At 69.6% G+C, this 23,776-nt stretch carries 19 protein-coding genes and 6 pseudogenes; 14 read left to right on the top strand and 11 right to left on the bottom strand.

The annotated features are described in order from the left end of the window. Positions 1–314: 314 nt before the first annotated feature. The 7 genes and pseudogenes from KWI83_RS30820 to KWI83_RS30800 all read right to left on the bottom strand — a co-directional run bounded on the left by KWI83_RS30820 (position 315) and on the right by KWI83_RS30800 (position 6,548). Entirely contained in the window at positions 315–1,571 is a 1,257-nt protein-coding gene (locus KWI83_RS30820; RefSeq protein ID WP_218517662.1) for a ricin-type beta-trefoil lectin domain protein, read from the bottom strand. A gap of 221 nt (positions 1,572–1,792) precedes the next feature. Then, positions 1,793–1,987 carry a hypothetical protein gene (locus tag KWI83_RS40460; protein ID WP_374106410.1) on the bottom strand — a complete coding sequence of 65 codons (195 nt, stop codon included), beginning with the start codon at positions 1,985–1,987 and terminating at the stop codon, positions 1,793–1,795. Between the two features lie 4 nt (positions 1,988–1,991). Further along, positions 1,992–2,375: pseudogene (locus KWI83_RS40455) on the bottom strand (hypothetical protein); the annotation flags it as partial. A 714-nt stretch (positions 2,376–3,089) separates the two neighbouring features. Then, positions 3,090–3,674, bottom strand: a complete 585-nt coding sequence (locus tag KWI83_RS39205) for a DUF2264 domain-containing protein (RefSeq protein WP_308122269.1) — start codon at positions 3,672–3,674, stop codon at positions 3,090–3,092. Between the two features lie 59 nt (positions 3,675–3,733). Continuing rightward, on the bottom strand, positions 3,734–4,042 hold the full coding sequence (locus KWI83_RS39200) for a DUF2264 domain-containing protein (RefSeq protein WP_256363038.1): 309 nt from the start codon (positions 4,040–4,042) through the stop codon (positions 3,734–3,736). A gap of 259 nt (positions 4,043–4,301) precedes the next feature. Continuing rightward, positions 4,302–5,588 carry an FAD-binding oxidoreductase gene (locus KWI83_RS30805; RefSeq protein WP_218517660.1) on the bottom strand — a complete coding sequence of 429 codons (1,287 nt, stop codon included), beginning with the start codon at positions 5,586–5,588 and terminating at the stop codon, positions 4,302–4,304. A gap of 39 nt (positions 5,589–5,627) precedes the next feature. Continuing rightward, positions 5,628–6,548, bottom strand: coding sequence for an ornithine cyclodeaminase family protein (locus KWI83_RS30800; RefSeq protein ID WP_218517659.1), 921 nt, complete (start codon positions 6,546–6,548; stop codon positions 5,628–5,630). 136 nt (positions 6,549–6,684) lie between these two features. Here KWI83_RS30800 and KWI83_RS30795 point away from each other — a divergent pair, with 136 nt between their 5' ends. From KWI83_RS30795 to KWI83_RS30765, 8 genes are all read left to right on the top strand, one after another. Then, the gene (locus tag KWI83_RS30795) at positions 6,685–7,377 is read left to right on the top strand and encodes a GntR family transcriptional regulator (protein ID WP_218517658.1); all 693 of its coding nucleotides are present in this window, start codon (positions 6,685–6,687) and stop codon (positions 7,375–7,377) included. A 398-nt stretch (positions 7,378–7,775) separates the two neighbouring features. After that, a complete protein-coding gene (locus KWI83_RS30790) occupies positions 7,776–9,302 on the top strand; it encodes a sodium-dependent transporter (RefSeq protein WP_218517657.1) in 1,527 nt (508 codons plus the stop codon). 3 nt (positions 9,303–9,305) lie between these two features. Continuing rightward, a complete protein-coding gene (locus KWI83_RS39195) occupies positions 9,306–9,437 on the top strand; it encodes a hypothetical protein (RefSeq protein WP_256363026.1) in 132 nt (43 codons plus the stop codon). A 342-nt stretch (positions 9,438–9,779) separates the two neighbouring features. After that, the gene (locus KWI83_RS30785; protein ID WP_256363025.1) at positions 9,780–10,544 is read left to right on the top strand and encodes an amino acid ABC transporter ATP-binding protein; all 765 of its coding nucleotides are present in this window, start codon (positions 9,780–9,782) and stop codon (positions 10,542–10,544) included. Further along, the gene (locus KWI83_RS30780) at positions 10,534–11,178 is read left to right on the top strand and encodes an amino acid ABC transporter permease (protein ID WP_218517655.1); all 645 of its coding nucleotides are present in this window, start codon (positions 10,534–10,536) and stop codon (positions 11,176–11,178) included. Before KWI83_RS30785 ends, KWI83_RS30780 begins: the two co-directional genes overlap by 11 nt. After that, positions 11,175–11,828 (top strand): amino acid ABC transporter permease, encoded by a 654-nt coding sequence (locus tag KWI83_RS30775; RefSeq protein WP_218517654.1) that lies wholly within the window; start codon positions 11,175–11,177, stop codon positions 11,826–11,828. Before KWI83_RS30780 ends, KWI83_RS30775 begins: the two co-directional genes overlap by 4 nt. 265 nt (positions 11,829–12,093) lie before the next feature. Further along, the gene (locus KWI83_RS30770) at positions 12,094–12,945 is read left to right on the top strand and encodes an ABC transporter substrate-binding protein (protein WP_218517653.1); all 852 of its coding nucleotides are present in this window, start codon (positions 12,094–12,096) and stop codon (positions 12,943–12,945) included. 90 nt (positions 12,946–13,035) lie between these two features. Continuing rightward, positions 13,036–14,136, top strand: a complete 1,101-nt coding sequence (locus tag KWI83_RS30765; protein ID WP_218517652.1) for a mandelate racemase/muconate lactonizing enzyme family protein — start codon at positions 13,036–13,038, stop codon at positions 14,134–14,136. Here the strand turns inward: KWI83_RS30765 and KWI83_RS39190 are convergent. The 3 genes from KWI83_RS39190 to KWI83_RS30755 all read right to left on the bottom strand — a co-directional run bounded on the left by KWI83_RS39190 (position 14,090) and on the right by KWI83_RS30755 (position 17,086). After that, a complete protein-coding gene (locus tag KWI83_RS39190) occupies positions 14,090–15,007 on the bottom strand; it encodes a hypothetical protein (RefSeq protein ID WP_256363024.1) in 918 nt (305 codons plus the stop codon). The two genes, KWI83_RS30765 and KWI83_RS39190, sit on opposite strands and share 47 nt — an antisense overlap. Next, complete coding sequence (locus tag KWI83_RS39185; protein WP_256363023.1) at positions 14,931–15,281, bottom strand: hypothetical protein; 351 nt, start codon at positions 15,279–15,281, stop codon at positions 14,931–14,933. The genes KWI83_RS39190 and KWI83_RS39185 overlap by 77 nt, the downstream gene beginning before the upstream one ends. 398 nt (positions 15,282–15,679) lie before the next feature. Continuing rightward, entirely contained in the window at positions 15,680–17,086 is a 1,407-nt protein-coding gene (locus tag KWI83_RS30755; protein WP_218517651.1) for a glycoside hydrolase family 43 protein, read from the bottom strand. 799 nt (positions 17,087–17,885) lie between these two features. Between KWI83_RS30755 and KWI83_RS30750 the strand changes: the two are divergent. From KWI83_RS30750 to KWI83_RS30725, 6 genes and pseudogenes are all read left to right on the top strand, one after another. After that, positions 17,886–18,525 (top strand): annotated as a pseudogene (locus KWI83_RS30750) ((2Fe-2S)-binding protein). A 6-nt stretch (positions 18,526–18,531) separates the two neighbouring features. After that, positions 18,532–19,511 (top strand): annotated as a pseudogene (locus tag KWI83_RS30745) (xanthine dehydrogenase family protein subunit M). Next, a pseudogene (locus KWI83_RS30740) lies at positions 19,508–21,545 on the top strand (xanthine dehydrogenase family protein molybdopterin-binding subunit). The pseudogenes KWI83_RS30745 and KWI83_RS30740 overlap by 4 nt, the downstream one beginning before the upstream one ends. 49 nt (positions 21,546–21,594) lie before the next feature. Beyond that, positions 21,595–21,939, top strand: a pseudogene (locus KWI83_RS30735) (XdhC family protein); the annotation flags it as partial. Between the two features lie 113 nt (positions 21,940–22,052). Next, a pseudogene (locus KWI83_RS30730) lies at positions 22,053–22,298 on the top strand (radical SAM protein); the annotation flags it as partial. Positions 22,299–22,864: 566 nt separating this feature from the next. Then, positions 22,865–23,080, top strand: coding sequence for a hypothetical protein (locus tag KWI83_RS30725; RefSeq protein WP_218517650.1), 216 nt, complete (start codon positions 22,865–22,867; stop codon positions 23,078–23,080). 103 nt (positions 23,081–23,183) lie between these two features. Here the strand turns inward: KWI83_RS30725 and KWI83_RS40450 are convergent, their stop codons facing one another. After that, positions 23,184–23,459, bottom strand: coding sequence for a hypothetical protein (locus KWI83_RS40450; protein WP_218517649.1), 276 nt, complete (start codon positions 23,457–23,459; stop codon positions 23,184–23,186). Between the last annotated feature and the right edge of the window lie 317 nt (positions 23,460–23,776).

Raw genomic sequence — 23,776 nt, 5'->3', positions numbered from 1 at the left:
GGCGAACGGAGTGGTCGGCGCGTCCCGCAGAGGCCGGACGGGGGCGGCGCCTGCCTGCCGGGTACCGAGCAGGGATGCGCCTCCCACGGTCGCCGCTCCGACCGCGCTCAGCCTCAGGAAGGTACGTCGTTGCACCGGCATGGGGACTCCTTGATGTAGGGGGTGTGGGGGGTGGCGTGGTGAGGCGGGCCGGCCGGCCCGTCCCACCGGGGTTCAGCGGACGTAGATGTCGGGTTGCAGCGGGTGCTCATGCTGTTGCCGAGGAAGAGCCCGCCGTGGCTGCGGAAATCTGGGAAATCCACTCATCGTTGTTCTTACGGCTGGCGGGTCCAGACCTGGTTGGAGCCACCGTGGCAGGTCCACACGATGACGGCGGCTTGGTTGGCGGTGCTGCCGCCGTTCACATACAGGCACAGACCGGATTGGGCATGCGTGATCGTGCCGTTGGCGTTGAACGTCCACTTCTGGCCGTTGCCACCGGTACACGAGGTGATCACTGCCCGGCTCCCTGCGCTGGTACCCGCCTCCATGCACTTGGAGTTGTCGTAGATCCGCAACTCGTTGGCCGCCGTCTGGGTCCAACGCTGATTGGAGGCGCCGTTGCAGGTGTAGGTGATCAGCCCGGTGCCGTTGGTCCGGGAGGCGCCCGGCACGTCGACGCACTTGCCGGAGTCGGCACCAACCAGGCTGAACGTCGAACCGGTCGGTCCGCCCGGCGGGTTGAGCGGGCAGCTGCTGCGGTACGCCGTGATACCGGTCCAGTCCAGCAACGGGCACAGAAACTGGTGATAGCGGGTGTCGTGGTCGACGAAGATCTTCAGCCAGGGGATGACCTTCCGCGTCATCACGGAGTTCGCCGAGGTCGGGAAGCCGTGACCGGCGCCGGTGAGTTCGAGATACGCCTTTTCCGTCGTAGCCGGAATGCCGTTGTAGAGGTTGAGGATGCTCGTCGGGGTGGTCGTCGTGTCGTTCTGCCCGGCCACCAGCAGGGTGGGGACCCGCATATTCGTCAGGTTCTGCGACGGGCTGAACGGAGCCAGCCCGATTGCGGCCTTCAACGACGGCCGCTGCAGAGCCGCATGCATCGCCCCGCCACCGCCCATCGAATGGCCCATCACCGCCAGACGGTTGGCGTCCACCCGGTTCCGCACCGAGCTGCGCTGAGTCAGGTAGTCGAGCGCAGCCAGCAGCTGGGTGCCCCGGGCGGTGTCCCAGTCGTTGCGGTTGATCGTGTCGATCCCGATCACGACGAACCCGAACGACGCCAGCCAGTGCCCCATCCACGCGCCTTCAGCCGCCCACGTAGCGGTGTAACCGGGCACGATCGCGACTCCGCCGAACGTGCCTTGGCTGGTGTCCGTCGGGTAGTAGATCACGCCGCCGCCGAAGCCGTTGCCCGCCGGCACGCTCACCTCCGCTGTCGCAAAGGTGCCGCGCGAGGCGGCGACACTTTCCCGGGTCGGATCCGGGCCCCGCTGATACGGACTCTCCGCGGCCGGCGCCGAGCCGGGCGCGACCACGGCCAGGATCACGAGACCGATCGCGGCCGCGAACCCGATCCGCTTCACCATCTGACGTAACCGGCCGGGCTGGGCCCGGCCGGCCTGCGCTTGGCTCCGGCGCACGTTCTACCTCCCGATACTCGACTTCTGCCGTCGACGCGTCATCGCGCCGGATTGATGAACTCGTGTGTGAGGTGCGGCTGGTTCGTGCTCGGCGGTCCCCGGCTTGTCCGCGGACCTGACCGTGGCCGGCGGACCGGCTCACGTTGCCGGCCCCGCCCTGTCGGGGTTCAGCGGACGTGGACGTCGGGTTGCGGCAGTGTGCTCATGCCGTCGCCGAGGAGCAAGCCCGGGTTCGGCGGTTGGCTGAAGGCGGTGTTCTGCCGGGCGGTCACGACTCGGCACCGCGGGTCGTGCACCAGCGTGTACAGCCGCCTGGTGGTCTGGATCGGTGTGCTGTGGAATGCGCAGCGCGAAGTTGTCATCGCGCGGCCGGATGACCTCCTCGCACCAGTCGCCGAACAGGTCGCCCGACAGTGAGGGCGTGGCCTTGGTGCCGTTGACGGAGCGGGCACCGGTCGCGGTGAGCAGGCGGGTGCCGCCGCCGGTTGGCGCCTGCGCGACCACGAAGTGGACCGTGGCGGTAGCCGGCGTGGCAGGCGCCCACCGGGCGCGGCTCCGCCGGTCAGGTGAACGGCGAGGCCGACCGAAAGGCGATCCGCGTGGTCGTGACCGAGGTCGTCGGCGCACCGGATGGCAACCAGCGGAGCTGCTGCCACCGGAGAGGCAGCGTGTTGTGCAGGCTGTCACGCCCGGCGCGGCGGAGCGGAGTGTCGTTCTTCCGGGCGAGGGCACAAGGGTTTGCTTTCGCATGGGTCATTACCTTCCGTCACTCGTTACGCGGCGCTCGACCGGCCGAGTGGATCCCGGAACCAGGTCGGCATCCCAAGCGCCCGGAGCGAGGGAGGCCCAGGGGGTCAGCGCACTATGCGGTCGTTGTGCGGGAGATCACATATGACAGATAGGCTGCCGCACGGACGTGTACCTGTCAATCGATGGTTTCGGTCGCGTCAACTCGCCTGTCGGCGGCGGGCAACGCCGCACGTCGGCACGTGTGGCCCCACCTATTGATCCGAAACTCAATCGGTTCTAGTCGAGGATGTAGCGGGCGTGTGGTCCGCCGAAGTGGCCGCGGACGATGTGTGGCCGGCGTTGGCGGTGGTGGAAGAACCTGCGGGTCTCGGCGGCGACTTGGGCCTGGTCGCGGGTGATGGGGTGATGAGGATCAGCCGACCGTCGGTGGCCACGCGCCATTCGGAGTCAGGGCGGCCCGTGACCGGGTCGAGGACGCGACCGCCCGGGGCGTGCCACGCGGAGGGGATCTCGTCGGAGGCGGGGTGCCGGGATCAGTACCTGACGGACCGTCACGGACGATCACCACCGCATTGCTGCGGTGCTCTGACAGCCGCTCCACTGCATCCCGGTATGCCGACCGCTCGGCAGCGTGCAGTGCCTTGCGCCGGGCCGCGACACCCACCGCCCAGCGGCTCCGTCATCAGTGCGCAGACCAGCAGGTGGCTCTCACCGTCACCGCGGACACGCCCGCCACCGCTTACTGCGACGCCGACCGAATGACCCAGATCCTGGTGAACCTCCTCGGCAACGCGCTGACCGCGTCTCGTCGGGGACTTGGTGGTCGGTGAAGTGGCCGACGATGCCGCTGGCCACCCGGCGCACCAGCCCGGGCGGCTGCCCGTCGGCCCCGGTGACCGCGCCGACCCGGAAGGGCGCCGCAGCGGCGAACCGGTAGATCGGGCTGCGCCCCTGCAGCAGCGGGGAGCCGTCGGCTCCGAGCAGGCGTACCGCGTCGTCGAGGTACCGGGCGAGGTCGGCGGCCCACAGGTCGCGCAGAGCGCGTGGACACAGGGTGCCGGTGACGTCGAACAGGTGGGTCCACAGCAGCGGGTACAGGTGCAGTGCCCAGCCGGTGGAGTGGTCGTAGGCCCGCTCCTGCCCGTCGCTGAGCCAGCCGCCGGGCCGGCGCAGCGAGGCGTGGACGGCGAGGTCCTCCTCGATGTCCCCGGCCGACCACGGTCCGCCGACCTCACGCAGGAACGACTCGACGACGATCCTGAACCAGACCGAGTTGATCGGCGGATAGGGCTGCCCCACGACCGTCCCGAGCGAGGCGTGATCCGCTCACGTACCGAGTCGTCGAGCCGGTCCCACAGTCAGGGCCTTGTCAGTTGGAGCGCCAGGGCCACACTGGTGGCCTGGACCTTGGCCTGATCGAGTGCGTCCGGGCGGGGCCATGCCTCCGGCGAGTGCGGGTCGGTGCCCGCGGTCAGGCCCTCGGCGTAGCGCTCCAGCAAGCCCGCGGGATCCGCGCCGCGCCGGCCGCGACGCGGAAGCCGGCGAGCAGGAAGCTGCGGGCGAAGCCCTCCAGGCCGTCGGAGGCCGGACCGTAGCGGCCGGCCGGACCGGGCAGGTCGACCCGGGCTCCGGCGGGGGGAGCGGTACGGGTCGACGGTCTTGAGCATCCGGTCGGCGAGATCGGTCCAGTCCCGCCTGGTCCATCCGGTGTACGGGGACAGGTCCCGGTCCGCGCTGGGGCGCATCGTCTCCTCCGTGACATGGTGGAATCGCCACCCCAGCCGTGACTCAGATCGCAGTCAACGACTCAGATCCCACTTGATCGCAAACGAACTCCAATCGATCGCATTCGAACGGCTGAAGTGCGGCTCCGGTCGCCGGTCGGTGCATCGACGCGGGCCACCACATGCCGTGGTCCGTAAGGCGTCAACCGTCTGCCGCTGTGCGGCCACGCCCTGCGGCGAAGCGCTGCGGTGCAAAGGGGTGAGCCGTGTGGGCCGTGTCGGCCTGCTGGCGGCCTCCGACGACCTCCGCGGAGATGATCTCCGCCGTCACGGGCGCCAGGGTCACCCCGAGCATGCTGTGTCCGCTCGCGACGAGCACGTTGTCCTTGCCCGGCAGCGGTCCGATGACCGGCAGTCCGTCGGGCGTCATCGGACGCAGCCCGGTCCAGCCCTGGGGTCGTGACTCCAGTGGGAAGTCCGGCAGGTACGTGTGGGCGGACCGGGCGATGCCCCGCAGCCGATGCCGGTCGATGGTCGCGTCGGCGCTGCCGAACTCCATCGTTCCGGCGAACCGGACCCGGTTCGCGAGTGGTGTGACGGCCACCTTCGCCTCGCCCAGGTACACCGAGTGCCGCAGTGTCACCGCACCGCTGGTGTCGTCGAAGCCGTAGCCCTTGCCGGGCCGGATGGGCAGGGCGTGTCCGGCCAGCCGCGAGAGCGGGCCGGTGTGCACTCCGGCCGCGAGGACGAACAGGTCGCCGGGGACCTCGTCGCCTCCGGCGAGCAGCGAGGTCACGGTGCGGCCCCGGGTCCGGATGCCGGTGACCGGGCTGTCGTGCAGGAACCGGACGCCGAGTTCGCGGCAGCGGTCTTCCAGGCCCTTGACCAGACTCGCGGGGTCGACGTGCCGTTCCTGCGGGCAGTGCAGGCCGGTCAGCACCTGCTTGCCGAGGGCTGGTTCGAGGTCGCGGAGTTCGTCGCCGGTCAGGGGGACGGCGGTGTGGCCGATGCGCTCCATGGGTGCCGTCGCCGCCCGGTACTCGTCCATGGTGTGCCGGGTGGTGAAGACCAGGAGCTGGCCCGTGCGGTGGTGCTCGAAACGTATGCCGTCCTTCTCGTACTCGTCGAAGAGCTGGAGCGTGCGTTCGTTGAGGGAGGTGAGCGCCTCGACGCCGTGTGCGAAGGCCTCGGGATTGCAGTGGCGCAGCATGTTGATCATGAAGCGCACGTGCTCGGGACGCGGGGAGGGGCGGACGTACAGGGGGCTGTCCCTGCGGGCCATCCACCGCAGGGCCTTGCCGAGCATCCCGGGCGCGGGCACGGGAGTCGACATGATCGGAACGATCCATCCGGCGTTGTGCACGGAGGCTCCGGCGGCCCCGGCGCGCGCCGCGTCCACCACGGTGACGGCCAGGCCGTCCTGGGCGAGCCGGTGGGCGGTGGCCAGCCCGATCACGCCCGCGCCGACGATCACTGCGCTGTCTGTCATGGTTGTCCTTCCCGCGGATCGCGGACCGGCCCTGCCGGATCAGGCGAGGAACTTGTCGGCCAGGAGGCGGGCGAGGGCCCAGTCCTGTACGGCGACACCGACGGACTTGAACACGGTTCGCTTGCCGTACTCGGCGGTGGGGGCGGCCAGCGCGGTACCGAGTTCGGTGAGGGCGTCCCGGGTGATGGCCCCGGCTTCGAGGGCGTGGATGATCTCGCCGGACTCCTCCAGGATCGCATCCAGTTCGTCGACGACGACGGTGGCGGCGGCGAGCAGTTCGTCGGGCAGTTCCCGCATGGTGGGGCGGTACGCGCCGATGGCGTTGACGTGCACCTGCTCGGGGAGCGCCGACTCCGGGAAGAGCGGGCTGGTCGCGTTGGTCGCGCAGCAGACGATCTCGGCCTCCCGGACCGCCGACACCGCGTCGGTCGCCGTGAGGAGTTCCACCCCCGGCAGTTCGGGTGCCAGTTTCTCGACGAGGGCCTGTGCGCGGCCCAGGTCGGCGTCGACCACGGTCAGCCGACGCAGGGGCCGGACCGTATGGACGGCGCGGACCTGGTCCGGGGCCTGTCCGCCGGCGCCGATCAGGGTGAGGCGCCCGGCCCCGGGCGGGGCGAGGAGATCGGTGGCGACGCCGACGACCGCACCGGTGCGCAGGGCCGTCACCGCCCCGGCGTCGGCGACCAGATGGTCCAGGCGGCCGGTCTCGCTCCAGACCACGGTGCCCGTGATGGCGGGCTTGCGTTCGAAGTTCAGGCTCAGCGTCTTGAACATGGCGGAGGCGGTCGACCGGTGATGAGCCGACATCACCAGGAACTGCCCGTCCCGCAGCGCGGTGCGGGTGGGCATCTCGAACTCCCCGCCGGCGAGATCGACGAAGCCGCGCCGTACGGCCTCGATCACCTCGCTCATCGTGACGGCCTCGCGAATCTCGCGCTCGCCGACGGTGATGGTCTTCATGGCACCCCACTTCTTGTCGCGTGCGCTTTCCCGCATCGCTGCGTGCAAGGGAAAGCGTGAGTAAGGTATTACACCTTACGCCTCGCGACAAGGGCACGCGTCGTACGGCTCGGGTGTTCCGTGTTATGTATAGGGCATGACTCCTTCTCGCCCGGCGGCAGCGCCCGCGCGCGGTGCGCAGCTCCAGTCGGTCAGCCTCCGCCAGCAGGCGCGGGAGGCGCTCCGCACCCGGATCGTGCTGGGGCAGATCGAACCCGGGCAGGTCGAGAGTGTCATCAACGTGGCCTCCGAGCTGGGGGTCTCCGTCACGCCGGTCCGTGAGGCCGTCATGGACCTGGCCAACCTCGGCATGGTGGAGATCATTCGCAACCGGGGCTTCAGGGTTCCGGTGCTCACCGACCACGATCTCGAAGAGATCTTCCGGCTGCGGACCATGTTGGAGGTCCCGGCCATGGCCGAACTCGCCGGGCTTGCGGACCGGGCGCCCGTGGCAGGGTTCCGACAGCTCGCCGAGCAGCTCACCGAGGCCGCACGCGAGGGAGATCTCGTTCCCTTCCTGGACCTGGACCGGCAGTTCCACCTCGGCCTGCTGGAGCTGCTGGGCAACCACCGCCTCGTGGCGATGGTCGGCCAGCTGCGCGACCAGGCGCGGATGGAGGGCTTGCAGAAGCTGGCGGACCAGGGCGAGCTGACCCAGTCCGGCGAGGAGCACATCGCCATCGTGGAAGCCATCGTGGCGGGCGACGAGGAACTGACCGCCGAACTCATGCGCAAGCACCTCACCCACAGCCGGGGCATCTGGGCCGGCCGGACGGAAGGCGACGCCTGACACGCCCGGGAGCCGGTCGGGGAGTGCCGCTCGGCGGCGAGGCGGACGCTTTGCCTCGGTGGCCTGAGGGCCGGAAGCCGACGACGTGCACGGTGCGTCGGCCTGGACGCCGCTGTTCAGTGATGCGGACGCGCGGCCTTCTGCCGTACCGCCCCTGCGGTCGGCCTCCCGGCCGGGGAGCGTCGTGGTGTGCGTTTTCGGCGTGAAGGTGACGAACCCCGGCGGATGGAGAAGTTCGGCGCCGCTCTTGCGGAGGGCTGGCTGAGGTGTAATACATTACTGGCCACGCGTCGAGAAACACGAGCTGTGCCAACGTCGCGGGGGAGGGCGACCATAAGCGCGGCGCTGCCTGTCAGGCGCGGTAGTCCCCAAACCGGCTGAACGGAGTGAACCGGATCATGGCGCGTCAGACATCCGGCGCGAAGCGAGAGGTGTTCTCCAGTCGCTTCGCGTTCGTGGCCGCCGCCATCGGGATGGCGGTCGGTACGGGCAATATTTGGCGATTCCCCCGCGACGTCGGAGCAGGCGGTGGCGGTGTCTTCATCATCGCCCTCGTGCTCGCCAACCTGGTCTGGGCGGTCCCGCTGCTGATGGCGGAGTCGCTGCTAGGGTCCCGCAGCCGCCTCGGCACCATCGGGGCGTTCCGTGAGTTCATGGGCCGCAGGTTCGCCTGGATGGGCGGCTTCATGGCCGTGGTCACGGTCGGCATCCTCTTCTACTACACGGTGATCTGCGGCTGGGCGATCCGCTACTTCGTCTACGCGGTGAGCGGCAAGTTCTCCTCGGGCGTGGGCAGGGAGCAGACCCAGGGTCTCTGGGACGGCTTCGTCGCCAGTCCGGCGCAGACGATCCTGTTCCACGTGATCGCCGCTTTCCTCGTCGGCTTCGTGGTGATCCGCGGCCTGAAGGGCGGCCTGGAGGCCGTTCTGAAGGTCACCGTGCCCGTGCTGTTCGTCGTACTGGTACTGCTCGCGGTCCGTGCGATGACCCTGTCGGGCGCCGGCGAGGGGCTGCGCTACCTGTTCGTGCCCGACTGGAGCCGGATGCTCGACGGTGAGATGTGGCTCGGTGCGTTCGTGCAGATGGCCTTCTCCACCGGTGCGGGCTGGGGTCTGTACCTGACCTACTCGGTGTACATGCGCAAGAAGGAGGACTTCGCGCTCAACGCGGGCATCGTGGTCGCCGGCAACCACCTCGCCTCGCTGCTCGCCGGGATCGCGGTCATCTGCACGGTCTTCGCGGTGCAGTCGCCGCAGTACGCGCAGGAGGCGGTCTCCGCCGGCGACCAGGGCCTGATGTTCGTCTACCTCGCCGCGCTGTTCGGTCAGATGCCGGGCGGCACCTGGATCTTCGCGCCGCTGTTCTTCCTCGTGCTCGTGCTCGCCGGTCTGTCCAGCCTGATCGCCATGATGGAACTCGCGGTGCGCAACGTGATGGACTTCGGCGTCCAGCGCAGGACGGCCGTCCTCGCGATCGTCCTCGTCACACTCGTCGGGGGCATCCCCTCCGCCCTCGACCTGGATGTGCTGACCAACCAGGACAACGTCTGGGGTGTCGGGCTGTTGATCAGCGGCCTGTTCGCGGCCATCGCCATGATGCGCTACGGCCTGGAACGTGCGCGCCGCGCGCTCGACCTGTCGAGCGATTTCAAGGTCGGCTCGTGGTGGAAGGTGCTGATCGGACTGTTCCCGCTGATGTTCGCCGTGGTGTTCGGCTGGTTCATGTACCTGTCCGTCACCGATGAATCGCAGACCTGGTACGACCCGCTCCAGACGTTCAGCATCGGCACGATGGTGCTGCAGTGGACGCTCGTCCTCGTCGTGATGCTGCTGCTCAACGACCTGTTCTCACGGAAGATACGCCGCAGCCCGCTGACCGCCGTCGACGGCGAACAGCCGCCCGCCCACAAGGAAGAGGAGGTCTGACCCGTGGATGCGGAGACCTTGATCTGGACGCTGATTCTCTTCGGCGGGACCGTGCTGGCCGTGGTCTGGCTGGGCTACGCCGCCTGGCGCAAGGACAAGGAGAAGACCGGCGCCGCCGAGCAGAACGCCGAGTGAGCCGATCCGGACCTCCAGGGGCACGAACTCGGCCCGGAGGCCCGTGAATTCGGAGATCAGCGCGGCGCTCCCCTCCTGCCTCCCCCGCAGGAGGGGAGCGCCGCGCTTGCCTTGCGGAGCGCCCTGACCGCAGCGCACAGCAGGGCCCCGAGCAGGGGCGATGCCCTGCGGTCACAGGCTCATGTCTATCCGGGCCCGGACCCTTGACAGTGCCCGATGCACCCCCGATGCTCAGTGAGGTATTACACCTCAGGCCCGAGTGGTTCGGCCTGTCCGCCAAGCCCGCACTCAGTGCCGGCCCGGCCACCGGTCACCGGATGGCCCACATCGGAGACAAGAACCTTGGCAAGCAAGAAGCGGGCCATCGAGCTCGAAAACGTCGTGAAGAGATTCGGTGAGCACACCGTCATCGACAACGTGTCGCTGTCCGTGGCCCAGGGCGAGGTCGCCGCCATCATCGGCCCGAGCGGCGCGGGCAAGAGCACGCTGCTGCGCTGCGTCAACCTGCTCGAACGGCCCGACAGCGGCACCATCGTGGTCGCCGGCACGAGCATCGACGCGGGCAGTCGGATCAAGTCCAAGGACCTGGCGAAGCTGCGCAGCGTCGTGGGCATGGTCTTCCAGTCGTTCAACCTCTTCCCGCACCTGACCGTGCTGCGCAACATCACACTCCCTCAGGAGCAGGTGCTCGGCCGCAGCGCGGCGCAGGCCCGTGAGCGCGGCCTCGCGCTGCTGGAGCGGGTGGGCCTCGCGGACAAGGCCGACCAGTACCCGAACCGCTGCTCAGGGGGTCAGCAGCAGCGCATCGCCATCGCGCGCGCCCTGGCCCTCGACCCCGAGGTGATGCTCTTCGACGAGCCCACCTCCGCCCTCGACCCCGAGCTGGGCCTCGAGGTACTGAGCGTGATGCGGGAACTCGCCGACGACGGCATGACCATGGTGGTGGTCACCCATGAGATGGAGTTCGCCCGGGACGTCTCCGACCACCTCGTCGTCATGGCCGACGGAGCCGTCATCGAAGAGGGCAGGCCCACCGACGTCTTCTCGGCACCGACGCACGCGCGGACCCGGCAGTTCCTCAGGGCGGTGGACCGCGATGGGGTCTGACCTGGTTCTCACGGTGCTCAAGGGCGTGCCGACGACCCTGCTGCTGACGGGCGCGAGTCTCGGGATCGGGATCGTGGGCGGTCTTCCGTTCGTCGCGGCACGTGTTTCGAACCGGCGGCTGCTCCGCTTCCTGTCCCGCTCCCTGATCGAGGTCTTCCGGGGCATCCCGCCGCTGGTGTGGCTGTTCATCATCTACTTCGGCCTGGGCACCTCGCTGCCCGGCATCGAACCGCTTCAGGCGTCGATCATCGGCATGGGGCTGATCTCCTGCGCCTACATGGCCGAGATCTACCGTGGCGGGCTCGCCGCGGTGCACCACGGCCAGTGGGAGGCCGCCAGGGCCCTGGGCATGAGCGGCCTGGCGATCGTCCGCAAGATCATCGCCCCGCAGGTGTTCCGGATCTCCGTACCCGCGACGGCCACCTACGGCATCGGCCTGTTCAAGGACTCGTCGGTGGCCTTCACCCTCGGGGTCGGCGAGATCCTCTTCTTCGCCAACCAGCAGTCCCGTACGACCGGTGACGCCATCAAGCCGTTCCTGGTGGCGGCCGTCCTCTACATCGTCCTGTCGGCGGCGTGCGCGGCGCTGTCCCGCTCCCTCGACCGGCGCCTGCAGCGAAGGGTGGCCCGATGAGCTTCCTCACCGACTGGACGGACGCCTTCCCCCAGCTCTGGGACGGCCTCAAGGTCAGCGCCCAGCTGGTCGCCGGGAGTCTCGCCCTCGGCATGCCGCTGGGCCTGCTGCTGGCACTGGGGTCGGCATCACGCCTCGTGCCGGTCCGCTACACGGTCATCGCGCTCGTGGAGATCGGACGGGGCACCCCGGCCCTGGTGATGCTGCAGATCGTCTACTTCGGCCTGCCCGAACAGGGGCTTTCCCTGAGCTCCTTCCTCTCCGCGACCCTCGCCCTGGCCCTGACCACCGGCGCCTACGCGAGCGAGATCATCCGCGGCGGCCTGCAGTCCGTTCCGCGGGGCCAGCTGGAAGCGGCGGACGCCCTCGGCATGAGCCGGTTCTCCGTCCTGCGCTTCATCGTGGTGCCCCAAGGGCTGCGCGTCGCCATCCCCGCCCTGATGGGCCTGTCCATCCTGATCTTCCAGGCCACCTCGCTCGCCTACTCGATCGCCGTGCCCGAACTGCTGGGTGCCGCGTACTCGTACGGCTCCTCCACCTTCAAGTACCTGAGCGTCCTCTCCCTCGCGGGCCTGATGTACCTCTCCATCACCGTCCCCGCCAGCTGGCTGTCCGAGCGCGTCGAGCGCCGTCTGGCCCGGCATGTCTGAGCGCCCGGAAGCAGCGGTGGGCGTGGACCCGGCCAGTGCCACGGCAGACGGCTGCCGTTGGCGAGTGGGGCATCCGCGATTACCCGCGGCACGGCGCCTTCGAGCGCGCTGAACGCGAACGCCGGGCAGGCCACCGGCGGATACGGCGCACAGGACGCCGGAACGTCACCAGGCTCCACGCACTGATCACCAAGAGCGGCGCCTCATCGACCCCGGGACAGGGACGCGAGCCCGTACGCCCGGACACAGAACACCAAGGAGAACCATGAACAGCAAGTTCCCCGCAGCCATGGCCGCCGTCACGCTCCTGGCCGTGGCCGCCCTCTCGGGCTGCGGAGGCGAGTCGTCCACGACCACTGTCAGCGACGGCTGCACGCCCAAGCACCAGTTCAAGACCATGACAGAAGGCACCCTCTCCGTGGTGAGCTTCGACATCCCGCCCTTCAGCAAGGTCGAGGGCAACGACCTCACCGGCGTCGACGGGGACATCCTCAAGGCGATCGCGAAGATGGAATGCCTCACCCTGTCCGTCAAGGCCGCGGGCGCCGCCGCCGTCATCCCGACCGCGCAGGCCGGGCGGGCCGATCTGGCGGCCGGAGACTGGTACCGCACCGCGGAGCGGGCGAAGATCCTTGACCTGTCCGACCCGATCTACCTGGACGACATGGCGCTCGTGTCGGAGCAGGGCGTGACCACCATCCCGGACCTGAAGTCCAAGGGACTCACCGTCGGGACCGTGGAGGGCTACCTGTGGGTCGCGGACCTGAAGGACTACCTCGGCAGCAAGCTGAAGACCTACGCCTCGGGCGTCAACTGCTACCAGGATCTCCAGGCCGGCCGCCTCGACGTGTGCGTCGACAGCTATGGCTCCGCCGTGTACACGACCAAGGGAAAGAAGCTGAAGGTCGAGAAGGCCGAGCCCTTCGACAAGGTCGCCGCCTCCGTCGAGGCCGCCCAGTCCACCTTCCCGATGCCCAAGGGGCACGAGGACCTGCTGAAGGCCGTCAACGAGGACATCGCGGCCCTGCGGAGCAGCGGCGAACTCGCGAAGATCCTCACCAGGCACGGTCTGGAAGCCAGTGCCGCCGAGGTCGGAGAGCCGCGCCTGATCGGCTGACCAGGACGCGCGGGCAAAGCTCGGTCCGACAGCCGGAGAGACGACGTACTCTCCGGCTGTCGCCGACAGGCGAAGAGAGAGGATGACGGTATGAAGGTGGTCGGCGTCGACTGCTTCGGCTACAACCTGCGCTACGCCCATGGCGAGTACGTCATGTCGGGCGGCCGCGCGGCAACCTCCGAGATCGGCACGCTGGTACGCCTGCGCACCGACGAGGGTCCGGAAGGCTGGGGTGAGATCACCCCCCTCGGCAACCGGTATCTGCCCACCCACTGGGCCGAGGTACGCGCGGCCCTGCACACGATGGCCCCGTCGCTCCTGGGCCAGGACCCGACCAACCTGTCCGCGATCCGCCGCACCCTGGACGGCGTCCTCCTCGGCGGCGGTTACGCCAAGGCCGCCGTCGACGTCGCGTGCTGGGACCTGCTCGGCAAGGCCTGCGGAAAGCCGGTCGCCGCACTGCTCGGCGGTGTGCTGCGGGAGGACTTCCCGCTCTACGAGGCGGTTCCCCTTACCTCCGCGGAGGAGATGGCCGCCTTCGTGGTCCGCCGCGAGGAGGCCGGTATCCAGCGCTTCCAGCTCAAGGTCGGCAACGATCCCCGGGAGGACGCCGACCGCACGCGCGCCGTCGTCGCCGCGGCCGCGCCCGACACCCTGGTGGTGGCCGACGCGAACGGCGGCTGGAACCTGCGAGCGGCCCAGATCGCCGTGTCGGCCATGGCCGACCTTCCGGTGCTCGTCGAGCAGCCGTGCCGCGAGACCGACGACTGCGTCTTCGCGATGCGTCACTCCAGCCTTCCGCTGGTGCTCGACGAGTCCATCCTCACCGTGACCGACGTCTTCCGCGCGAAGTCCGAGGCGGGCGCGGTGTCCATCAACATCAAGATCAGCCGGGTGGGTGGGCTGACCCAGGCGGCACGCATGCGTGACCTCATGCAGGACCTCGACCTGATGGTCTCGGTCGAGGACACCTGGGGCGGCGACGTCGTCAGCGCGGCGGTGAGCCACCTGGCGGCGAGCACCAGGCCGGAGAACTTCCAGAACGCCTCGTTCATGAACGACTGGACCGACGGACACGTCGCCGGACACCAGCCGCGCTCCCGGCACGGGCGCGGTGCGGCGCCGACCGGCCCGGGTCTGGGCATCACCGTGCAGACCGACGGACTTGAGTCCGTGTTCCACGTTGGCTGACCCGTCCGGTGCGGGGCGAGCCGGTGGGGGGCGGACGGCGTGATCTGGACGGCGGGCGAGGAGGTGCGGTGTCCGGGGCCAAGGAGGCGGGTGCGACGCCGCGGTTGCGGGCGGACGCGGCCCGCCCGACGCGAGTTCCATGCCTCGGTACTGGCCCGCGCCTCGGTCGCCGCCATCCGCAGCGCCCTGATCGCCGCACGAGACACCGTTCCGGGGCCGGTGCTGATCTCCTTGCACGCTCCCGTTTCGGGCGTGGCGTTGCCGTGGCGGTCGACCGCTGCGTCTGGGTGCAGCGGAGCGTCATCGCAGACCCACCACCGGTGAACTGGCCGCTCACCTGGATGGTGGCCCTACGCGCCGTGGTACCGCCGTTGGCGTAGGTGATGTCCACCAGTTTCGTGCCCGCGGCGGAGGCGGTGACGTTGCTGAACGTCGGGGTGGTGGCGGTGGTGTTCTCGTACGTCGAGCCGGACGCCTCGGCGCCGGAGACGGTCAGCAGGATCGCGTCGTTCGCCCGGACGGAGGTGGTGCAGCCGGTGGCGAACGATCCGGCGTCGGCGCGGGTCCAGGCGTTGCGTACGGCGGCGGAGGCGGTCGTCAGACCGAGGTCGGCCCAGCGGACGGTGATGTTCGCGGCGGAGCCGGTGCGGTTGAACAGCATCACCGCGCGCTTGCCGGTGCCGGAGAGCACCTTGCCGTACACCTGAAGCCCCCGGGTGTCCTCGGCGACCTTGACGCCCTGCAGACCGCGCGGGTCCTGGTTGATGGCGAGGACCTCCGGGTTGGTGAGGATGTCACGGGTCTCGGTGGTCATCGTGGCCACGTTGTTGCCCGCGAGCAGCGGGGTACCGGCGATCGACCACAGGCTCATGTGCAGCCGGTTGCGCGCGGCGGAAGTTGCGGTACATCCTCGTCAGGCCCGGCGTCTCCTTGTAGAACAGCACGTCGTGGCTGGTGCGCCACAGGTCGCCGTAACCGGTGGCCCAGTTCCACGGCAGCCCGGTGCCCCACTCGCAGAACGACAGCACCAGCTTGCGGCCGGTGACCGCCGACGCCGCCTTGTTCGCGGCGGCCATCTGCTGGTACGTCGTCTCCTGGTCCAGACCCTCGGCCCGCCCGCCGCACCAGTCGAGCCGCCGGGCCACAGGTTCTCGTCCACGACGATGTTGCCGTTCGCTCGCGCCGCCCCTGCCACCAGCCGTCGTCGAGGTTGACGTACATGTAGCCCGCGTCGGCCGTCCCGGAGGACACCAGACGTCGGCCTGCCGCTTGATGACGTTGCGGTCGATGCTGCTGACGAAGCTGTTCCAGGACGCCCAGTCCATCGGCGGCGGTACGACGCCGATGGACTGGTGCTCACGGCGGCCGGTTCGGCGGCCAGGGGCGAGGGCGGCTCCTGCCGGTCGAGGCCCGCCAGACCCGCGACGACGAGTCCGACGGCGAGGACCCGGGCGGTGATGCCTCTGGCCCAACTTCTGGCAACGATGTGCGATATGCGGCATCTCCGATGCAGGGGGTGAGAAAGCTGACCCTCCGTGGCGCGTCAGTGGACGACGGAGAAGGAGGCGTCGGCCCGGTCCGTGGCGGTGGAGATCGGGTCGATCCGCAGGGCGTAGTCGCTGTGCCTGATGTAGCGGGCCGGGAAGTTGTGGGACCGGAAGGACGTCCAGGTGGCGTCGGCCAGGCCCGCCGTCCTGTGGAAGGTGGCGTCCTCGGCGAACGTGCTGGTGCCGTCGTTGCCGTCCAGCCTGAGTACGTAGGCGGAGTGCCGCAGGTAGCGGTCGGGGTAGTTGACCGACTGGAAGGAAACCCCGGAGCTGTCGGCGAGCCCCGGCACGAGCTTCCACTGCGCATCCGCGAACGGGTCGAACGGGTACGGGGCGATCCGGGCGGTGAAGTCGGCGTGCCGCACGTAGCGGTTGGGGAAGTTGTAGGACTTCAGCCGGTTCCAGGCGGGCTTGCCCCAGCGGGCGACGAGGTTGTCGTACTCGGCCGAGGTGATCGTCTCGATGGTGTTGTGCTTGGAGTTGAGCGGCTGCGTGTAGTCGCGCTGGTTGAGTTCGGTCCAGGTACCGGCGGCGAGGTCGGTGGTCTGCCAGGCGTAGAAGATGCCGTTGGGGGTGTACGTGTCGCCCCACATGTACCAGGTGTTCGAGGCCAGGGACTTCACGATCGTCGGGGCTTCGGTGCCGCCGTGGGAGACCGGTGTGCCGAAGACGGTGAAGCTTCCGGGATTGAGCGAGGTGGACCTCGTACCGACCAGCTGCTGGCGTCCGTTGTTCTTGAAGTACATGTAGTTGACGCCGCCCACGCCGACGACCATGTGCGCGTCGATGACGTCGTAGCCGGGGTCGAAGAAGACCTGAGGTGCGGACGCGGTGCGGAAGTCGGTGGTGTAGTTCACCATGATCACGTTGTGGCCGCTGGAGTTCACCGACGAGTAGAGGATCGCGTACTTCCCGCGGCCCGCGTCCCAGTACGCTTCCGGCGCCCAGCTGTGGGTGACCATGTCATGGAGCTTCAGCCGCCGGTAACCGGTGAAGGAGCGCAGGTCGGCGGAGTCCCAGACGTGGATGTACTGGCTGTTGTAGCTCCAGTCGGTGCCCTTGAGGTCGGTGGCGAGCACGACGAAGGTGCCGTCCTGCTTGCGCATGATGAACGGGTCACGCAGTCCCCCGGCCCCCTCGGTAGGGGTGACCACGGGGTTGTTCTGGTTCAGCGGCATCCACTGCAGGCCGTCCGTGCTGACGGCCAGGTGCAGGCCGTAGTCGGTGCCGAGCCCGCCCGGGGACTCGGTGAAGTAGCCCATCACGTATGCGGAGTCCGCCGCGTGGGCGGTGCCGGACCCGATGGTCAGGTGGGCGGTCATGGCCGCCAGCGGAACTCCGGCGGCCATGCCGAGGAAACGTCGACGCGACGGCTGGGAGTCGTGCCGGGGATTTGTGGTCATCGGCTCTCCAAAGGAGACATGCGGCAGGGAAACGGGCGATCGGTGAGAGAGGGCCCGGCGGGGACAGGCCATGGACGGCCAGTACCTGTGTCCGAGATGTCGGACAGAGTTCGGTGAGTCGGTCAGAAGGTAGAGCTGTGGCAATCGCAGGTCAATGGTTCTGTCGTTTCGCGTTGGATCCTATGCCGCTCACCGGTTGCGGCGCCCGCGCGCCGAGGTGGCGGACCGGCGATCAGGGCTGCCGGTGTCGGGTCGCGGGCTGCCGACGTCGGCCGCCGGAGGCGTCGCGGAACTGCGGGGAACTCGACGCGAACTCAAGGTGTTCAAGGAGCGGCCGCCACCGGGCAGCGCAAGTTCCTCGACCGATGGTTCGGCGCGAGGATGCATCGACCCGTGGCTGGTCGGTCGCTGTACCAGCTCCATGGCGAATCGTCGCCCACGCAACTCGGCCTGGTTCCCTGCCTCTTTGATTTCCTCCCCCTCACCGAACGCATGCGTGATGCGAGGCTGGGTGTTCTTGGCCCCGCGCCGGCGAGGAAGTGGATCTCCGAGCGGCTGTCGGCTCGGCCACCGGGTCAGGGTCAGGGAGCCATGGCCCCAGACGGTAGTCGTGAGCCTGCCCAGAAAAGGGGGTTGAGTTTATGCCCCCCATAAACACGACCTTCTCCATACACGACCGAGGCGGTTGCGTAAGACCCGCAGCTCGATCACGTCCGTACTGCACGACTTCCCGCTTGAGCTGCCGCAGTGCCCTGTGCGCGGCTGATCCGTCCGTGATGTGAAGGCGTACGTATGTCCACTGGAACTCGCAGAGTCCTCCGTTCCTCCCCCCACCGGAGTCGACGAGCCCTCCTCGGCGGCCACCCGGCGCACCTTCATCGCCGCCACGACCGCGGTCGGTGGTGCCGTCGTCGCGGGCGGTGTGATCGGAGGCACTCTGCTCGTCGACGACGAGGTGGCCGCCGCCGAGGCCCCGCCTGAGAGCCGCGTCTCCCTGACGGTCAACGGCACCCGGCGGACGGTGACGGTGGACAACCGCACCTCGCTGCTGGATCTGCTGCGCTAGCACTTGGGCCTGACGGCTCGAAGAAGGCGTGCAACGCCGGTGACTGCGGGGCATGCACGGTGCTGGTCGACGGGCGTCGGGTCAACTCCTGCTTGACGCTGGCGGTGCGTCTGGAGGGCGCCGAGGTCACCACGATCGAGGGCCTGGCCGAGGGCGACGAACTGCACCCGCTGCAGCAGGCGTTCATCGACGAGGACGCGTTCCAGTGCGGCTACTGCACGCCCGGACAGATCATGTCCGGGGTCGGCTGCATCCAGGAGGGCCACACCGGCTCGGCGGAGGAGATCCGGAGTGGATGAGCAGCGACCTCTGCCGCTGCGGCTGTTACGTGAAGATCGTGCGTGCGGTCGAGCAGACCGCCGGCCGGAAGTGAGGACCGATGCATCCCTTCTCCTTCACCAAGGCCACGAGCACCCGTGAGGCCCTCAACGCCGGTCGCCGTGGCGGCCGTTACATCGCCGGTGGCACCACCCTCGTCGACCCGATGCGCGCGACCGTTGAGCGCCCCGAGACCCTGGTCGACATCAGCGACCTGCCGCTGCGCGAGGTCACCGTCACCGAGCGCGGGGGCCTGCGCATCGGCGCGCTGGTGTCCATGTCCCAGACCGCCGCCCACCCCAAGGTGCGCTCCTTGTTCCCGGTCATCTCCGAGGCGCTGGAGCTGAGCGCCTCGGCCCAGTTGCGGAACATGGCGACCATCGGCGGCAACATCATGCAGCGCACCCGGTGCAGTACTTCCGTGACGTGACCGCCGACTGCAACAAGCGCGAGCCCGGCTCGGGCTGTGCCGCGCTGCACGGCTTCAACCGTATGCACGCCATCCTCGGCACCTCCGACTCCTGCGTGGCCACCCACGCCTCCGACGTGGCCGTGGCCTTCGCCGCACTGGAGGCGACCGTGCATCTGCTGGGCCCGGACGGGGAACGTCGTGTCCCGTTCGCCGACTTCCTGCTGCGGCCCGGGAGCACTCCCCACCGTGAACAGGCGATCCGCCGGGGCGAGTTGATCACGGCGGTGGAGATCCCCGCTCTTCCGCGTCCGCTGAAGTCCGGCTATCTGAAGGTGCGCGACCGCCAGTCGTACGAGTTCGCGCTGACCTCGGCGGCCGTCGCGCTGCATGTACGCGGCGGGGTGATCCGCGAGGCCAAGGTCGCCGCCGGGGGAGTGGGCACCGTGCCGTGGAAGCTGCCCGCCGTCGAGCGAGCCCCCGTCGGTGAACGCCCCTCGGACGCCCTGTGGACGGCCGCCGCCGAGCAGGCGGCGCAGGGGGCCCGCCCGCTGGAGGGCAACCGGTTCAAGGTCGAGGTGCTCAAGCGGACCGTCGAACGTCAGCTGCGCGTCGTAGGAGGTACCAAGTGAGTCCGCAGCCGCAGGCAGCCGTGGGTGCGCCGCTGTCCCGGGTGGACGGGCGGCTGAAGGTCACGGGCGAGGCGCAGTACGCCGCCGAGTTCGACGTCGACGGGGTGCTGCACGCCGTGATCGTCGACGCGAGCATCGGCCGGGGCCGTATCACCGGCGTCGACACCCGTGAGGCCGCGCAGCACGGCGTGAGCCTGGTCGAGGTCCGCCACGACGCACAGCAGCCCTCGACCGACCTGGCCGACGCCAAGGACGCCAAGGCGGATGAGCCGACCACGTGCGCGCGCGGTGACGCCGAAGCCGGTCTGCGCGACTCGGCGGTGCGGATGGACCTGACGTACCGCATGGCGCGCAACCACCACAACCCGATGGAGACGCACGCCACGATCGCCCGCTGGGACGGCGACAAGCTGACCGTGTGGGACAAGACGCAGTGGGTGGTGGGCACCCAGACCGAACTCTCCACGGTGTTCGACCTGCCCATGGAGTCCGTGCGGGTCATCAACCCCTTCGTCGGGGCGGTTTCGGCAGCGGGCTGCGCTGCTGGCCGCACACGGTCGTCGCCGCGCTGGCCGCCCGTGAGACGAAACGTCCCGTCAAGGTGGCCCTGAGCCGTAAGCAGATGTACTTCGGTACCGGGTTCCGGCCCTCGTACGAGTACCGGCTGCGGCTGGGCAGCGACCGGCGGGGCCGCCTGAGGGCCACGGTCCACGAGATCGACGCGGAGACCTCGTCGTACGAGACGTTCGACGAGGCCATCATGCTCGCCGGCCAGATGTTCTCCAGCACGCCCAACGTCAGCCAGGCGTACCGGAAGGTGCCCCTGGACGTGAACACCCCGATCTGGATGCGCGGTCCGGGCTTCGCGAACGCGTCCTTCGCCATCGAGTCGGCCATGGACGAACTCGCGCACCGGCTCCGTATCGACCCGATCGAGCTGCGCCTGCGCAACGAGCCGGCCGAGGACGAGTCGAACGGGCTGCCCTGGTCCACCCGTCGGCTGCGCGAGTGCTACGCCGTGGGCGCCCGCGAGTTCGGCTGGAACCGGCTGCAACCAGCAGCCCCGCTCGACGCGCGACGGCGACTGGCTGATCGGTCTGGGCATGGCGGCGGCCGTGTACGACCCCGGGCGCATGCCGGCGCAGGCCCGGGTCCGCCTGGACGCCGACGGCACCGCGGTGGTCGAGGCCGCCTCCAGCGACCTGGGTCCGGGCGCCTACACCTCCCAGACCCAGGTCGCCGCCGACGCGCTCGGGCTCGTCACGCGCGAGGTCGACTTCCGGCTCGGCGACTCCCGCTACCCGCAGACCCCGCCGCACGGCGGCTCGATGACCCTGGCGAGCGTGGGCACCGCCACCCTCGACGCCTGCGACAAGGTCCGTCGGCAGGCGATGGAACTGGCCGTCGAGGACGAGGAGTCACCGCTGTACGGCGTCAAGGCCGAGGACGTCGTCGTGCGCAGCGGGCGGCTGCACGTGCAGGGCAACCCCGCCTGTGGCGAGACCTATCAGCGGCTGCTGGCCCGCAACAACCTCACCCACCTCCAGGCGGACGGCTCGTACGCAGGGCCGCCGGACCCCGAGCGACACTCGTATTACTCCTACTTACTCCTACGGCGCGGTCTTCACCGAGGTCGGGGTGGATACGACGCTGGGTCTGGTGCGGGTGCGGCGGATGCTTGGTCTCTACGACTGTGGCCGCATCGTCAGCCCCAAGCTCGCCGACAGCCAGGCGCTGGGCGGCATGGTCGGCGGCATCGGTCAGGCGCTGCTGGAGCACACGGTCACCGACCACCGTGACGGCCGGATCGTCAACGCCGACCTCGCCGGCTACCTGGTCCCGGTCAACGCCGACATCCCCGAACTCGAGGCGATCTACCTGGAGGGCGAGGACATGCAGGCCGACCCGCTCGGCGTCAAGGGGGTAGGAGAGATCGTCCAGGTCGGGGTGGCGTCCGCCATCGCCAACGTGGTCTTCAACGCCACCGGCCGCCGCATCCGCGAACTGCCCATCACCGCCGAGACGTTGCTCTGAACCGGGGCGCCCGGGCCACCAGGAGCGGCCCGGCCGCCCGGGGTGCTCCATGCTCGTCCGGCAGTCGGTCCCCCCGTCCGGCTGCCGGACCGCCGTCTGCGTCCTCACCCACGACGCCAAGTTCGACATCCCGCTGCTACGCCTGGCGCTCGACCTCCCGGTCGGCTACGTCGGCGCGATGGGCTCCCGGCGCACCCACGACGAACGCCTGCGCCTCCTGCGCGAGGCCGGTGTGCCCGAGGAACAGCTCGCCCGGCTGCGCTCACCGATCGGTCTCGACCTCGGTGCCCGCACCCCCGAGGAGACCGCTGCCTCCATCACCGCGGAGGTCGTCGCCGACACCAACCACGCAACCGGTCTGCCTCTGTCCCAGGGCACGGGGCCGATTCATCGACCGCTGGTCCGGAGCCGGGACGGCGGTCGGACCACCCTCGACGAGGTGGCCGCACGCGCGGGCGTGGGCCGGTGGGGTCAGCCGGTCGGCCTGCGCACAGGGGGGACCGGCCGGCCAAGCCCGACCTGCTCACGGACGACGAGGACGAGATGGTCCGCCTGATCCACATCGCAGTGACGTCGCTGGGCATCACGGAGGTCCGCTTCACCGGCGGTGAGCCCCTGCTGCGCCCCGGCCTGGTCGGCATCGCCGAGCGGGTCGCGGCCCTTCAGCGGCGCCCTCAGATGTCGCCGACGACGAACGTCATCGGCCTCAAGCGCACGGCACCCGCCCTGAAGGTGGCGGGCCTGGACCGGGTGAAGGACGAGGCCCAGGAGCTGCTGGCCTGGGCGGTGGAGCACTCCGATCGCCTCTGCACCCCGTCCTAGCAGGTCGCAGCCTCATCGCCCCCACACAAGCGCAAGCCATAAAGGTCGCTGGCTGTACCAGCCGTTTGCGGTGGACAGGGTCTGGTTGTGCCGGACGGTTGGGGCTGACGCCGGTCTGGCCGGTTGTCCGGACTGCGGGGTGGTCGCGGTTGGCTACGGCCGACACGTCTGGCTCCTGAACGGCGCCCCGTCCTTCGGCACGCCGACGCGGCACGGTGGCGGGTCCAGCGCTGGGCCGAACCCTGATCGGCCATCAACAAGCGCGCGTCGGGGTCGGTGTCCGTGTGGGCGCTCGATACCGAAGGGGTCCCTGGGGCGCCGAAACCGCCCCTTGCAGCTTTCGCCGCTGCCAGGCGGGACTTCCAACACCATGTGAGCGAAGGGGAGAAGCAGGGCCATCAGGGTGGTCGCAGGCCGTGTCAGGTGGTTGGGCGCGGGCCCGGTTGGTCATGCTGGGCCAGGAGCGGCGGCACCCTTTCAGCGACGAGGAGCACGGTATGCCGGCAGATTCGGTCGGGCGATTCCTGGCGGCTCTGGACCCGGATCAGCGCAAGGTCGTCAGTGCCAAGCCACGCGACGAACAGGAGCGTCTGGCTGCGGCTTGGGAGCGGGAGCTGGAGTCGGATGCCGAGCTCGACACGCTCGACGAATTGTCCCCTCCGGCTGCGGAGGCGGAGGCCGCCCGCCGCGTCATGGACCGTGGCACCGACTGAGGACCCCTGAAGCAAGTCGCGGCCACCGTCCCCCGTCGCCCCGTCGCCCCGTCGGTGCCGATGGTCCCGGCCACGGCCCTGGCTCGTGCGCGGGTCTGGGGTGTCAGGGCCGTTGTGAGCGCGGCGGACAGGAAGCCGAAGGTCGGCGTCGGGCCGCCGCGAGCCGAGCCGATGCCCAGCCTGCCTGCTGGTTGACCTCGCCGCCGACGAAGCAGTCGTCGGCGTCGTCGATCGGGGCCAGGTCGGCCGAGCCGCGGGCGAGGAGTACGCGACGGCCGTGCGCGCGGCTCGCTCCAGTGGCTACCTGGGCGATGTCCTTCGGTGGGTGTGTGGCCATGCTGCCGAAGCCCACGTACACAGGCGGTTCGCCGGTGTCCATGAGTGCCTCCAGCCCTTGTGATGGCGGAGCCGCGGACGTCGTCCACCGACGGCCGACCGATCGCCGCCCGATGGCTGTTGAGCGCTTCGCCGTGGATCCCAGCCCGTCTTTGCGCGGAACGCCTCCGCCGCCGCGTCCGGCACCTCCGCGGCCGAGAAGGCTTCGACATCGCCGTCGACGAGGACGACATCCCGCGTGTCCCCGAACGCCAGCCGGGTGCGGCGGACCGCAAGCAGATTGCGGCCGGTGGGGTTGGCCGGGCGCGTAACCGGCCACACGCACTCGCCGTCCCGCACGAACCGCGGCGGGACCAGACA

This window comes from Streptomyces sp. TRM70350, from assembly GCF_019219825.1.
Lineage (GTDB): Bacteria > Actinomycetota > Actinomycetes > Streptomycetales > Streptomycetaceae > Streptomyces.
Note: the sequence above shows the minus strand (reverse complement) of the source record. Positions and strands in the feature narration are given on the sequence as shown.